The organism is Mycobacterium sp. NGS40 (assembly GCF_059812735.1).
The window spans coordinates 376,581-389,534 of record NZ_JCALDG010000003.1 but is presented as its reverse complement, the minus strand read 5'-3'; the positions used below and the strand labels follow the sequence as shown (position 1 = coordinate 389,534).

Below are 12,954 nucleotides of genomic sequence, written 5' to 3'. Positions count from 1 at the left end.
CGCCATGCAAATCGAGCCGTTGAGCCCGGAGCTGATCGAACGCTATCTACGATCGCACCAGTTGCGATTCTTCCGCAGCGACGACGGCACGGAATTCATGATGGTGCTGTCCCACTATCAGCGGGGCAAGCTGCACGTGAACCTGCGGATCAACGGATTGCGGCCCGACATCCTGGAGATCTCGATCAGCCCCGCGGGGTACTACCAAGCCAGCGAGCGCCCCCGCCTGATGGAACTGGTCAACGACTGGAACCGCGACAACCACTGGCCCAAGGCGTTTGTCCGCGAGAGCGCGCAGCCGAGCCATTTCAGCGTGGTCGGCGAAAGCGCTTACCTGCTGACCGACGGCATTCACCTGGCGGGGCTGGGCCACTTCGTCAGGTCCACCGTCGAGTACGGCACCGACCTGATCGAGAAGATCGAGCAGGCCGTCAGTCTGCCGTCCGCGGGCGCACTGGAAGAGTGGATGGACCGCACCGGCTAGGGCGCGATGGCGTCCGCCTCGGCATCTATTGCCGCAGCGGTCGGTTTCTCGCGTTTCTCCCAGCGGCGCAACGCTTCCCGGCACGGCGATTCGACCAGGGCGTAACTCACCGCCGCGATCGCGAAGCCGAAGAGCAGCGTCAGCACCAACACCATCGGCATGTTGCCGGTGAACGGGAACGTGCCGACCACCGGGAACACCATCGCCAGCGCGGCCAGGTGCCAGATGAACAGGCCGTAGGACCAGCGACCCAGGGTGACCATCCCGGCGGTGCCCAGCAGCCGGTGCGGGGTATCGACGCGGTCCAGCACCAACGGCGCGACCAACGCGAACGCGACGATCGACCCCATCGCGGTCTTCAACGCGAACTGCGCCGCGGTCCCCGGCGTCAGCCCCTCCGGGCCCGCCAGCGGGGAGGCGGCCACCAGGAACGCGGCCAATGCGATGGCGGCCATCAGTACCCGGCCCGCCTTGTTCTGCGCCACGCGCACTGCCAGCCCGATCGGGCTGTGCACCCACTCGGCCAGCAGCATGCCCGCGGCGAACCAGGAGAAGAAGGCCGGCGGCCAATTCAGCGGATTGCCGGACCCCGCGTGCCCGGAGAAGAAAGGAAGCCAGCCCCACCCCCAGCTGAGCGCCCCCAGCGCGGCGATCGCCGGCACCCGGGCGCGGACCGGAATGCGGCGGGCCAACAGCGCGAGAATCGGCAGCGCCAGATAGAAGCTGACCTCGACCGAGAGGCTCCACATCTGGGTCAGCCCTCCGGTCAGGGTGAGCGGCACATAGATCTGGGTCAGGGTCAGGTTTGCCAGCCAGACGGTCAGGCTGGCGTGGTCCGCGTCGGGCAGCAGGGTGAGGATCACGACGACGGCCACCAGATAGGCCGGCATGATGCGGACCAGCCGCGATCGCAGGTAGTGGCCGGTAGGCGGACTCCTGAAACCATCGGGTCCCAGACCCCTCGCCGCGGCCGCGTGGCCACGCCACAGCAGGAACCCCGACAGCGCGAAGAACACGGCCACGGCAAGGTCGAAGCGGCCGAACAGCCTCCCGTCGACACCGCTGGAGTGGCCGGTCTGGAAGGCCACATGCGTGACGACCACGCCCATGGCCGCGCAGGCGCGCATACCCTCGACAGCGGGCAGGAAGCTGCGAGTTCCGCCCGCCTGGTCGCCATCGGTCACGATCACAGTCTGCCTGCGCTCTGTTACCTGGCTAATCGGGTACTGCTGTTAGGGTCGAACGGATTTGCCTAGAGCATTTAGGGAGGGCACAGCAACGTGAACCGAGCGGTTATGTTGCGGTTCGCCGCATGCGGGATCATCGGGCTCGGGGCTGCCCTGCTGATCGCCGCGCTGCTGCTGTCGACCTACACCACCAGCCGGATCACCAAGATCCCGCTCAACATCGACACCACGCTGGTCAGCGACGGCACCGGAACCGCGCTCGACTCGGCGTCGCTGTCCAGTGACCACGTCGTGGTCAACCAGAACGTGCCCCTGGTCTCCCAGCAGCAGATCAGCGTCGAGTCGCCGGCCAACGCCGACGTCGTCACGCTGCAGGTCGGCACCTCCCTGCGGCGCACCGATAAGCAGAAGGACACCGGGCTGCTGCTGGCGATCGTCGACACCGTCACGCTCAACCGCAAGACCGCGATGGCCGTCTCCGACGACACCCACACTGGCGGCGCCGTCCAGAAGCCGCGCACCTTCAACGACGAGAACCCGCCCACCTCGATCCCGGTGCGCCACGACGGGTTGTCCTACCGCTTCCCGTTCCACACCGAGAAGAAGACCTACCCCTACTTCGATCCGGTCGCGCAGAAGACCTACGACGTCAACTACGACACCCAAGAGGACGTCAACGGGCTGAGCGCCTACAAGTTCACCCAGAACATCGGTTACAGCGCCGACGGAAAGCTGGTGGCGCCGGTGAAGTACCCGTCGCTGTACGCCGGCGACGAGGACGGCAAGGTGACCACGTCCGCGGCGATGTGGGGCATCCAGGGCGGCGACCCGGCCGAGCAGATCACGATGACCCGCTACTACGCGGCGCAGCGGACCTTCTGGGTGGATCCGGTCTCGGGCACCATCGTCAAGGAGACCGAGCACGCCAACCATTTCTTCGCCCGGGACCCGCTCAAGCCCGAGCTGACGTTGGCCGACTACAAGGTCACCTCCAACGAGGACACCGTGGAATCTCAGGTGAACGCGGCCCGCGACGAGCGTGACCGGCTCGCGCTGTGGTCGCGGGTGCTGCCGATCACCTTCACCGCGGTCGGCCTGATCGCGCTGATCGGCGGCGGCTTGTTCGCGTCGTTCAGCCTGCGGACCGAGAGCGCGCTGACAGACCCGGGCCTGGACCGCGGCGACGAGGAGTTCTTCGGCCGCAGTGGGCTCGAGGAACGGGTGCCCGGCGCCGAAGCCGAGACCGAGAAGCTGCCCGCGCAGCATTCCGAGACGGATGACGATCCGCCCGGCTCCGATCCACCGGCGCCGGAGCCGAATCCGCCCGTCCCGCCCGACCGGGACTAACCCGCGGTTGCGCCGACCGTGACCGCGCCATGGCGCCGGGCGCTGCAGTGGTCTCTCCCCGGGTATGCGTTAACCCTGGCGTTTCTGGTGGTGGCGCCGTTGCTGCGGCCGGGGTACCTGCTGCTGCGCGACGCGGTCTCGACGCCGCGTTCCTACCTGTCCGATACCGCCCTGGGGTTGACCGCACCGCCGCGGGCGACTCCGCAGGATTTCGCCGTGGCGCTGGCCTCGCACCTGGTCGACGGCGGCGTCGTGGTCAAGGTGTTGCTGGTCGCGGGGTTGTGGCTGGCGGGCTGGGGTTCGGCACGACTCGTGGCCACCGCGCTGCCCTGCGCCGGCGCGCCGGGCCAGTTCGTCGCGGTCACGCTCGCGATCTGGAATCCCTATGTCGCCGAACGACTTCTGCAGGGGCACTGGAGCCTGCTGGTCGGTTACGGCTGCCTGCCGTGGGTGGCGACGACGGTCCTGAGCCTGCGATCCGGTGGGCCCGGCTTTTTTTCGTTGGCGTTCTGGATCGCGCTGGCCGGGCTGACGCCGACGGGGCTGATGCTGGCCGCGACGGTGGCGCTGGTCTGCGTCGCCGCGCCGGGTGGGGGCCGGGCCCGCTGGCAGTGCGCCGCGACGGCGCTGGGTGCCGCGCTGGTGGCGGCGCTGCCGTGGCTGGTGGCCGCGGCGACGGGCTCGTCGCTGTCCACTCCCAAGGCGGCGAGCGCGCTCGGCGTGATCGCCTTCGCGCCACGCGCCGAGCCCGGTCTGGGCACGCTGGTCAGCCTGGCCAGTCTCGGCGGTATCTGGAACGGCGAGGCGGTACCCAGTTCGCGAGCAACGCTGTTCGCGCTGATCTCGGCGCTGGTGCTGCTGGGTGTGGTGGCGGCCGGCGTCCCGACGGTGCTGCGCCGCCCGCCGGCGCTGCCACTGTTGGTGCTCGCGTTGGTGTCGGTCGTGGTGCCGGCCGCGCTGGCCTCCGGGCCCGGCCTGCACCTGCTTGCCACGGTGGTTGACGCGGCGCCCGGTCTGGGCGTGCTGCGCGACGGGCAGAAATGGGTCGCGCTGGCGGTGCCGGGCTACACCCTTGCGGGAGCCGGCACGGTGGTGACGCTGCGGCGGTGGGCGCATCCGGCGGCCACGGCGCTGGTGGGCTGTCTCGCGCTGATCGCTGTGCTGCCCGATTTGGCGTGGGGGGTGGGCGGCAAGGTCGCGCCGGTGCGCTACCCGCCGGGCTGGGCCGCGGTGGCGGCGGCGATCAACCGGGCGCCCGCGCCGGTCGCGGTGCTGCCCGCGGGCTCGATGCGCCGCTTCGCCTGGTCGGGTCCGGCGCCGGTGCTGGATCCGCTGCCGCGCTGGCTGCGCGCCGACGTGTTCAGCACGGGCGACTTGGCGATCTCCGGGCGGGTGGTGCCCGGGGAGGGCAACCGCGCCCGGGCCGTCCAGGAGTTGCTGCTGTCCGGGCCTGCGCCGTCGGCCTTGGCCCCGGCCGGCGTCGGGTGGCTGGTCGTCGAATCGGACAGCGCCGGAAACATGGGCTCGGCCGCGCGCACCGTGGGCGCGCTGACACCGGTGTTCCGTGACGCAGAGTTGACGCTGTACCGGGTCGGCAGTGGCGCCGCTGGGGTTGCGCCGGCCCGGCGCAATGCCACGCTGATCGCGCACCTGGCCTGGCTGGGGATGCTGCTCGTGGGCGGTGTCGGCGCGCTGGCCGGCGCGATCTGGCGGGTTAGACCCGGTTTTACACCAGGCCGCTGAAGTAGTCGCCGGCCTGCACCAGCCATTGATCTGAATCTCTTCTGTGATGCGCATTCACCATCAGGGGTTTCGCGATGGTTTTCGTCAATCGAGCAGCGCTCGGCGGCCGGCGCGCTCGGCAAAAGCGTCTAGCGCACTCAGAACTTCCGGGGCACGCCAGGCACGATTACGGGCCTGGTCGGTGAACTCGACGATGATCTTGGACTCGACAAGTGGATCCAAGTATCGGTAGGCATTGTTAATCGCGATGTTCAGTTGATCGCTGACTAGTTGGGCATTGATCACCGGGCGTTTGATTAGCAAGTCCGCTACCCGGTGGATCGTTGAGTTGCGGCGGGCGGTGATCTTTGATTCCCACTGTCCCCTGATTGTCTTCAGATCAGCCACTAGTTGTCGGCCGTTGAAGACGGCCAGCATCGAGGCCTCTGAGAGCCGCTCGACGATCGGAGCGGGGTCGCCCTCGCGGTAGGCGGTTAGTGCCTGGAAGTACGAACCGGTGTCGGTTAGCAGTCCCGCTGACACGGGGACTGTGACCTGACGGGTTAGCCGCTTATTGCGCAACATCGACTGGATTAGAGCCCTCCCGGTGCGCCCGTTGCCATCTGGAAAGGGGTGAATTGTTTCGAATTGTGCATGCACAATTGCGATTTGAGGAAGGACAGCTATATCACTGCGCTTGGCGAACCTGACGAGGTCATGGATGGCACCCGGGACCCGATCCTGGTGCGGTGCGATGAAGTCAGCGTCTCGTGGGCCGAAGTTGCCGCCGCCTATCCACACCTGCTCCATGCGCCATTTGCCCGCGATACTCGGTTCGCTCGCGCGCATCAGCGCGTCATGCATGGCCAGAATGGCATCGTCGCTGATCTGGTCGGCTAGATCGATGGCCGCCTGCATCGCTTTGGTGTTCGCGACGATCATTGAAGCATTGCGACGCTTGGCGTTTCCCAGTGTCTCGGCTTCAGCGATCGCGCGCGCACTGGCGGTTAGGTTCTCAATTCTGGAGCTTGCCGCTGATTCTGTCCGTAAGAGCACAGAGCCGAATGGCGCGATCTCGCCCCCGAGCTCTGTATCGAAACGCGCGATCTCCTGGCTGGCTTCTTCGGCGTCGGCTAGAACATGAGACGGCAGGCTGACCTCTATAGCGGCTATCTCTGCGGGGATGACAGCTTGGTACTCGCCTGACTGGCGCTGGGCAGCACGCAAGTCGCTGCGCTGATAGCCTGCCTCGGTCGGTTTGCCCCAGGTGAGGGTTTCGTACCCTACTGCGGTGCCCGACCTAACTGATGACATAAATTGATCTTATCATCACTTAGGTGGTTAACTGATAATAAGCGTAGGCGTCACTATCGGTTGCAACAGGCGGCGCGATCTGGCGGGTTAGACCCGGTTTTACACCAGGCCGCTGACGAACTGCCCGGCTTGGACGGCTTCCAGCACGGCGCGCATCGCCCCGGCGCTTTGCGTCCAGGAGAACTCACCGCTGCGGGTTTGCGCCTTGACCCCGAGCTGATCGCGCAGCACCGGATCGCACAGCAGCTCTTCGAGGCGGTCCACCAGCTCGGCGCGGTTGTCCACCAAGATCCCGGTCACCCCGTCGACGATCGAGTCCGACAGTCCGCCCGCGCAGCGGTAGCCGATCGTCGGCACCCGATGCTGTGCGGCCTCGACGACCGCCAGGCCCCAGCCCTCCTTGCGGGAAGGCAGCACATGCACCCAAGCTCCTTGCAGCACATGGTGTTTGGTCACGTCATCGACATGGCCGTGGAAGGTCACCGCGTCGCTGATGCCGAGGCTGCGGACGTGGTCGACGAGCCGCTGGCGCCACCAGCCGTCGCCGACGATGTCCAGATGCACGTCGGGAAATCGCGGGCGTAGCTCGGCCACCGTTTCCAGGGCGTCCTCGATCTGCTTGTGCGGCACCAGCCGCGAGAGCACCACGACCCGCGGCACCGGCGAACGCGGGCCTTCCAACGATCGCGCAGGCGCCTGGTCAAGGCCGTTGCGCACCACCGCGATCCGCTCGTTGTCCGCGCCCAGCGCGACCAGGTCACGCGCCGACGGCAGCGACACCGTCAGGTACTGATTGCGCCGGTGCAACCGCGGCGACACCCACGACTCGACAAACCAGCCGAGCCGGCCGAGCACCGGTCCGGCCACCGGCCACTGCTCGCGATGGCAGTGGTGGACCAACACCACCACGCGGCGGCCGTAGAGCAGCCGGGCGCAAAACGGCAAACCGTTCTGCGAGTCGACGACCACATCGGGTCGCACTCGCCGCAGCGGCCCCAGGCCTACCCGGGCCGCTGCCATCGCCAGCAGGGCCCACACATAGACCGAGTAGCGCCCACCCGCACGGGTGATCCGCACGCCGTCGACGAGCTCGCGGCGCGGCGCGCCCGGGTAGCGGGCGGTGCGCAGCGTGACCGAGACACCCGATGCGGCCAGCTGCGCGCCGATGCGCTGCAAGTAGGCTTCGCTGCCGCCGCCCTGCGGGTGGCCGGTGTCGCGCCAGCACAGCAGCAGGACGGATCGCAGTTCAGACATCACCGGCCAGCCTAACGCGGCGACAACCTGCACTTTGGCCACGGCGACGGTTTCGGTCACATCCATCGCACGGCATCGGCCCCGCGGATAGTGCGAGGTGCCCGCCTCCGAGCGACAAATCGATCGCGTGAGAGTGGCGGTGGCACGTTGTCGCTGCGAGGCGGGCACTTCGGGTGCCACCCGACCACGGTGCCGTCCGCCGCTGCGTACGGTTGCCCGGTGGCGGTGACTGACCTCTTTGCGCGACGGGCCACGCTGTCGCGCTCGGTGCGGTTGCTCTCCGAATTCCGCTACGAGCAGCCGGACCCGGGCCGGTTCTACGGCGCCCTGGCCACCGATACCGCGGCGATGGTCGGCGACCTGTGGCTGGCCGCGCGCGGAGAACCGCCGGCCGGCCGCACGCTCCTCGACGTCGGCGGCGGGCCGGGTTACTTCGCCGAAGCGTTCACCAGAGCCGGCGTGCACTACGTGGGTGTCGAGCCCGATCCGAGCGAGATGCACGCCGCCGGGCCCGCGGCGCGGCAGGCCAAGCCGTTCCAGGACTCGTTCGTCCGCGCGTCGGGGATGGCGCTGCCGTTCGCCGACGACTCGGTGGACATCTGCCTGTCGTCCAACGTCGCCGAACACGTCCCGCGCCCGTGGCAGCTCGGCGCCGAGATGCTGCGGGTGACCAAGCCGGGCGGGCTGGCCGTGCTGTCCTACACCGTCTGGCTCGGCCCCTTCGGCGGGCACGAGATGGGTCTGACGCACTACCTGGGCGGTGAGCGCGCAGCGGCCCGGTACGCACATAAACACGGCCATCGCGCGAAGAACGACTACGGGTCGTCGTTGTTCGCGGTGTCCGCCGCCGCGGGGCTGAGCTGGGCCGCGAACACCGGGGCGCTGCTGGCCACATTTCCGCGCTACCACCCGCGATGGGCCTGGTGGTTGACGTCGGTGCCGGTACTGCGCGAGTTCCTGGTCAGCAATCTCGTGCTGGTGCTTTCACCCCGAGAATGAAACATGTTCTCGTTTTGCTCTCGCTTATGTAGGGTGGCGCCATGCCCGTCGGCGACGATGCAGCGCGGCGCAATGAGGAGGAGCGGCGGAATATGACCGACATCAAGACCGAATACGACAAGCTTTTCATCGGCGGCAAGTGGACGGAGCCGTCGACCTCTGAGGTGATCGAGGTGCACTGTCCGGCCACCGGCGAATACTTCGGCAAGACGCCACTGGCAGCGGCGGCAGACGTCGACGCCGCGGTCGCCGCGGCCCGCGCCGCGTTCGACAACGGCCCCTGGCCCACCACGCCGCCGAAGGAACGCGCGGCCGTCATCGCCAACGTGGTCAAGCTGATGGAAGAGCGTAAAGAGCTGCTGAGCGCGCTGCTCGCCGGTGAGACCGGACAGCCACCGACCACCATCGAAACCATGCACTGGATGGGCTCGATGGGCGCGATGAACTTCTTCGCCGGCCCAGCGGTCGATCAGGTGAAGTGGCGGGAGATCCGCAACGGCTCCTACGGGCAGACCATCGTGCACCGCGAGCCGATCGGCGTGGTGGGCGCGATCGTGGCCTGGAACGTGCCGCTGTTCCTGGCCGTCAACAAGCTGGGCCCGGCACTGCTCGCCGGCTGCACCGTGGTGCTCAAGCCGGCCGCCGAAACCCCGCTCACCACAAATGCTTTGGCGGAGATCTTCGCCGAGGCCGGACTGCCCGAGGGCGTGCTGTCGGTGGTGCCCGGCGGTATCGAGACCGGCCAGGCGCTGACGTCGAACCCGGACGTCGACCTGTTCACCTTCACCGGCAGCTCGGGCGTCGGCAAGGAGATCGGCCGGCGCGCCGCCGAGATGCTCAAGCCGTGCACGCTCGAGCTCGGCGGTAAGTCCGCGGCGATCCTGCTCGAGGACGTCGATCTGGCCTCGGCAATCCCGATGCTGGTGTTCTCCGGGATCATGAACACCGGGCAGGCCTGCGTCGGCCAGACCCGCATCCTGGCGCCCCGCTCGCGTTACGACGAAATCGTGGAAGCGGTAAGCCAATTCGTGCAGGCGCTGCCGGTTGGCCCGCCGTCGGACCCGGCCGCCCAGATCGGGTCGCTGATCTCGGAGAAGCAACGCGCTCGCGTTGAGGGCTACATCGCCAAGGGCATCGAAGAGGGCGCCCGGCTGGTGTGTGGCGGTGGCCGTCCCGAGGGCCTGGACAACGGCTTCTTCGTCCAGCCCACGGTGTTCGCCGACGTCGACAACAAGATGACGATCGCCCAGGAAGAGATCTTCGGTCCAGTGCTGAGCATCATCCCGTTCAACACCGAAGAGGATGCGATCAAGATCGCCAACGACTCGGCCTACGGCCTGGCCGGCAGCGTGTGGACGTCCGACATCCCCAAGGGCATCGCGATCTCGGAGAAAATCCGCACCGGGACGTACGCCATCAACTGGTACGCCTTCGATCCGTGCTGCCCGTTCGGCGGCTACAAGAACTCCGGTATCGGCCGCGAGAACGGGCCGGAAGGTGTCGAACACTTCACGCAGCAGAAGAGTGTGCTGATGCCGATGGGCTACACCGTCGAGGGCTAACGCCTTGTCGCCGAGCATCACGCTGGCGTGACGTTCGGCCTCCATAGCCACGCTGGCGTGACGCTCGCGTGGGGGTACCGCGCGCGTCACGTTTAGTTTCACGCTCAGCGCCGACCCGATCAGCAAAACAGTCCGTCGCGATTCGGGGTCACATGCCGCGATCGGGAAGGATCTGACTGGCCCTCTTGTTGTGCATGTGTGCCATGCCACAGTGGACGCCAGGACCCAAAATTATGCCATAAAGCATAATCCTTACGGTTTACTCAGCTTATGCTCACCGCGAGTAAATGACCTACGTCACACATTTCCGGTGGTCTGCGAGTTTAGTACCACTAACAACTTGCTTAGTAGACCAATGTCTTATATGATTCTCAGCATAATCATGAGCCGCCGGCCCCGGCGCATGACAGCACCCTCAGGCCGGGAGAAAACCATGTGGATCATCGAACTCAACGTCGCCGGCTATCACTTCACCCGCGAGGTGCCCGACCTGAAACGCCCGTCTTTCCGCTTCAGCCCGCGTAACATGCACTGGCCGGTATCGCGGCATTCGCACGCTGCATGACGTCAGCCCCAGGAGGTACGAGAGTGCCGACCACGAGTGACGTCGTCGAACCTTCGTCGACGAAGCGCGGCGGCACCCGCACCAAGATGCTCGTCAGCGCCGCCGAGGTGATGCGGGAACGCGGGGCGGCCGGCGTCACGATCGACGCCGTGCTGGCCCGCAGCGGCGCCCCACGCGGCTCGGTGTACTACCACTTCCCCGAGGGCCGAAATCAGATCCTCAGCGAGGCCCTGCGGTATTCGGGGGATGCCATCACCGCCACCATCGACGCGGCCGCCGACCACGGCGCCCGCACACTGCTGCGGGAGTTCATCGAACTCTGGGAGCGGCTGCTGACCGACGGCGACTTCCTCGCCGGCTGTCCGGTGGTCGCGGCCGCGATCAGCTCGGACGAAAACGATCAGGACCTGACCGGCGAAGCCGGCATGATCCTGGGCCGGTGGTGCACGGCATTGACCCGGGCGTTCGCCAAAGACGGCTTCAACGACGACGACGCCGCCTCGCTGGCGGTGACCTCGATCTCAGCGCTCGAAGGCGCGATCGTGCTGGCCCGCTCGACCCGCTCGGTTCTCCCGCTCAGCCAGGTCGGCGAGCAACTCGAATTCCTGATCAAGGCAAGGGAATTCGTTACCCGCAACGGGATGCCCGGCAAGCAGGACGGCTAGTCGCTCGCCGGTAGCGGCTTGACCTCTTTGAGCGCCAGCGCGGTCTGACCGATGCTCAGGCTACCCGCGCCCGGCTTGGTGACCAGCACCTCGGCGCCGGCCTCGTCGACGTAGCGCTTGCCCATAACGGTGCCCTCGGAGAAAGCCGGGTCGAGTTCGCCCGAGCGCTCGCCACCGATCGGCACCATCGGCACCCCGCCGCAGCGCAGATCGTCGAGACTGTCGGAGCTCCTCACGACGATCACCTGGGTGTCGCACACCTGACTGGTGAGGCGGGTTCCGTTCTTGATCATGATTTTTCGTCCTCTACTTACTGCTCGGCCGGTGCGGCCTGCAACCCTTCTAGGTCTCCGATGATTTCCCGCCTCAGGACCTTGCCCGTGGGTGTGGTCGGCAGCTCGTCGCGAAACACGACGCGGTCGGGAGTTCGCGATCCGCGCAAAGCCTTTCGGACATGGTCCCGCAACTCCTCGGGATCGGGGTCGACGCCGGGCCGCGGGACCACCACGGCGACGATCGCCTGTCCCCACTGCGGGTCTTCGACGCCGACGACGGCGACGTCGCGCACGTGCGGATGCTCGACGAGCACCTCTTCCAGCTCGGCGGGCGCGATGTTCTCGCCGCCGCGGATGATGGTGTCGTCACTGCGTCCGCCGATGAACAGGTAGCCTTCTTCATCCAGCATCGCGATGTCTTTGGTTGGGAACCAACCGTTTTCGTCGAGCACCGAGCCAATCCCGGTGTAGCGCCCGGACACCTGCTCGCCGCGCACGAAGAGCTCGCCGGTCTCACCGGCCGGCAGTACGTTGCCCTCGTCGTCGCGGATCTCGATCTCGATGCCGGGCACCGGCCGTCCCACCGAACCCAGCCGCCTGATCGCGGCCGCTTCCGAGGCGGACTGCGCCGCGCGGTGGTCGGCGGGCGTCAGCACCGCGATCGTCGAGCTCGTCTCGGTCAGGCCGTAGGCATTGACGAAGCCCACCTCCGGCAGCAGTTCGAGCGCCCGGCGCACCAGGGGCAGACCGACCTTCGAGCCGCCGTAGGCCAGGTTGCGCAGCGATGTCAGGTCGCGGGAAGTCTCGTCGCCCGTCTCGAGCACGGTGACGACGCGGTCCAGCATGGTGGGCACCAGCGTCGCGGTGGTCACGTGTTCGGCGCCGATCAGCCGCACCCATTCTCCTGCGTCGAAGTTGGGCAGGTAGACCATTTTGCGACCGGCATAGAGATTCGACAGCGCGGCCCCGACGCCGGCGATGTGATACGGCGGCACGCAGATCAGTGCCGCGTCTTGTGCTGCGGCCGAGTCGAATTCGACGGTTCCGGTGACATAACTGGTCAGGTTGTTGTGCGAGAGCTCGACCGCCTTGGGCTGCGACGTGGTGCCGGAGGTGAACAGCACGATCGCGACCGATTCCGGGTCGGGAAACGCCAGACCTTCGGCGGCGGCCTCGGCGCGGCGCGCGGCGGTGAGGAAGTCATCGGAATCCATCACCCGCTTGGACGAATCGCCGAGCATGTCCTTATAGCGGCCGTCGACGATGACCAGGGGTTCGGGCAGCCGCTCGATCAGCGCCTGGATGCCCTCGGCGGACAGCCGGTAGTTGAGCGGGGTGAAGGGCAGCCCGGCGCGGGCCGCGGCGAAGGCCAGCACCGGCAGCATCGCACCGCCGACGCCCACATAGGCCACGTGCTGAGCACCCGATTCCGCGATCACCGCGGAGCCGCCGTCGGCCAGATCGCTGAGTTCCTGCGTCGTCAGCCGGGTTTCCCCCGAGACGACGGCGGTGCGATCGGGGTTGCTCGACGCAGCCATCTCGAGAAGCAGCGAAATGCTCATACTCGATCCCTCTGAATC

General features: G+C 67.3%; 12 protein-coding genes. 7 read left to right on the top strand and 5 right to left on the bottom strand.

Going from position 1 to position 12,954, the window contains the following annotated elements; genetic code table 11:
* Positions 1-4: 4 nt before the first annotated feature.
* A complete protein-coding gene (locus AC5Y5O_RS07540; protein WP_096283936.1) occupies positions 5-484 on the top strand; it encodes a YbjN domain-containing protein in 480 nt (159 codons plus the stop codon).
* Here AC5Y5O_RS07540 and AC5Y5O_RS07535 read toward each other — a convergent pair.
* A complete protein-coding gene (locus AC5Y5O_RS07535; protein WP_423790847.1) occupies positions 481-1,611 on the bottom strand; it encodes an acyltransferase family protein in 1,131 nt (376 codons plus the stop codon). The genes AC5Y5O_RS07540 and AC5Y5O_RS07535 overlap by 4 nt on opposite strands.
* A gap of 153 nt (positions 1,612-1,764) precedes the next feature.
* On the opposite strand from AC5Y5O_RS07535, the gene pgfA reads away from it, so the two are divergent.
* Positions 1,765-3,018, top strand: coding sequence for a cell envelope lipid trafficking protein PgfA (gene pgfA, locus AC5Y5O_RS07530; RefSeq protein WP_165796278.1), 1,254 nt, complete (start codon positions 1,765-1,767; stop codon positions 3,016-3,018).
* Positions 3,019-3,060: 42 nt separating this feature from the next.
* Positions 3,061-4,761, top strand: coding sequence for an MmpA family trehalose lipid delivery protein (locus tag AC5Y5O_RS07525; protein WP_096290815.1), 1,701 nt, complete (start codon positions 3,061-3,063; stop codon positions 4,759-4,761).
* Positions 4,762-4,845: 84 nt separating this feature from the next.
* On the opposite strand, the gene AC5Y5O_RS07520 is transcribed toward AC5Y5O_RS07525, so the two are convergent.
* Both AC5Y5O_RS07520 and AC5Y5O_RS07515 read right to left on the bottom strand, forming a co-directional pair.
* Positions 4,846-6,054: a Fic family protein gene (locus tag AC5Y5O_RS07520; protein WP_096283930.1), complete on the bottom strand. Its 1,209-nt coding sequence runs from the start codon at positions 6,052-6,054 to the stop codon at positions 4,846-4,848.
* Positions 6,055-6,153: 99 nt separating this feature from the next.
* Positions 6,154-7,308 carry a glycosyltransferase family 4 protein gene (locus tag AC5Y5O_RS07515; protein ID WP_096290814.1) on the bottom strand — a complete coding sequence of 385 codons (1,155 nt, stop codon included), beginning with the start codon at positions 7,306-7,308 and terminating at the stop codon, positions 6,154-6,156.
* A 219-nt stretch (positions 7,309-7,527) separates the two neighbouring features.
* On the opposite strand from AC5Y5O_RS07515, the gene AC5Y5O_RS07510 reads away from it, so the two are divergent.
* From AC5Y5O_RS07510 to AC5Y5O_RS07495, 4 genes are all read left to right on the top strand, one after another.
* Positions 7,528-8,307 carry a class I SAM-dependent methyltransferase gene (locus AC5Y5O_RS07510; RefSeq protein ID WP_096290813.1) on the top strand — a complete coding sequence of 260 codons (780 nt, stop codon included), beginning with the start codon at positions 7,528-7,530 and terminating at the stop codon, positions 8,305-8,307.
* A 92-nt stretch (positions 8,308-8,399) separates the two neighbouring features.
* Positions 8,400-9,869 carry an aldehyde dehydrogenase gene (locus AC5Y5O_RS07505; RefSeq protein WP_500024420.1) on the top strand — a complete coding sequence of 490 codons (1,470 nt, stop codon included), beginning with the start codon at positions 8,400-8,402 and terminating at the stop codon, positions 9,867-9,869.
* 433 nt (positions 9,870-10,302) lie between these two features.
* On the top strand, positions 10,303-10,434 hold the full coding sequence (locus AC5Y5O_RS07500; protein WP_279304274.1) for a hypothetical protein: 132 nt from the start codon (positions 10,303-10,305) through the stop codon (positions 10,432-10,434).
* 86 nt (positions 10,435-10,520) lie between these two features.
* Positions 10,521-11,099, top strand: a complete 579-nt coding sequence (locus AC5Y5O_RS07495) for a TetR/AcrR family transcriptional regulator (protein WP_096290811.1) — start codon at positions 10,521-10,523, stop codon at positions 11,097-11,099.
* On the opposite strand, the gene AC5Y5O_RS07490 is transcribed toward AC5Y5O_RS07495, so the two are convergent.
* Positions 11,096-11,392 (bottom strand): hypothetical protein, encoded by a 297-nt coding sequence (locus tag AC5Y5O_RS07490; protein WP_096283928.1) that lies wholly within the window; start codon positions 11,390-11,392, stop codon positions 11,096-11,098. The genes AC5Y5O_RS07495 and AC5Y5O_RS07490 overlap by 4 nt on opposite strands.
* Positions 11,393-11,409: 17 nt before the next feature.
* Complete coding sequence (locus AC5Y5O_RS07485; protein ID WP_096283926.1) at positions 11,410-12,936, bottom strand: class I adenylate-forming enzyme family protein; 1,527 nt, start codon at positions 12,934-12,936, stop codon at positions 11,410-11,412.
* Positions 12,937-12,954: the final 18 nt, after the last annotated feature.

Coding starts and splice junctions, on each gene's coding strand:
- AC5Y5O_RS07495 (WP_096290811.1), top strand. CDS start 10,521: ATGCTCGTCAGCGCCGCCGAGGTGATGCGGGAACGCGGGGCGGCCGGC.
- AC5Y5O_RS07515 (WP_096290814.1), bottom strand. CDS start 7,308: ATGTCTGAACTGCGATCCGTCCTGCTGCTGTGCTGGCGCGACACCGGC.
- AC5Y5O_RS07520 (WP_096283930.1), bottom strand. CDS start 6,054: ATGTCATCAGTTAGGTCGGGCACCGCAGTAGGGTACGAAACCCTCACC.
- AC5Y5O_RS07500 (WP_279304274.1), top strand. CDS start 10,303: ATGTGGATCATCGAACTCAACGTCGCCGGCTATCACTTCACCCGCGAG.
- AC5Y5O_RS07490 (WP_096283928.1), bottom strand. CDS start 11,392: ATGATCAAGAACGGAACCCGCCTCACCAGTCAGGTGTGCGACACCCAG.
- AC5Y5O_RS07535 (WP_423790847.1), bottom strand. CDS start 1,611: ATGCGCGCCTGCGCGGCCATGGGCGTGGTCGTCACGCATGTGGCCTTC.
- AC5Y5O_RS07540 (WP_096283936.1), top strand. CDS start 5: ATGCAAATCGAGCCGTTGAGCCCGGAGCTGATCGAACGCTATCTACGA.
- AC5Y5O_RS07505 (WP_500024420.1), top strand. CDS start 8,400: ATGACCGACATCAAGACCGAATACGACAAGCTTTTCATCGGCGGCAAG.
- AC5Y5O_RS07485 (WP_096283926.1), bottom strand. CDS start 12,936: ATGAGCATTTCGCTGCTTCTCGAGATGGCTGCGTCGAGCAACCCCGAT.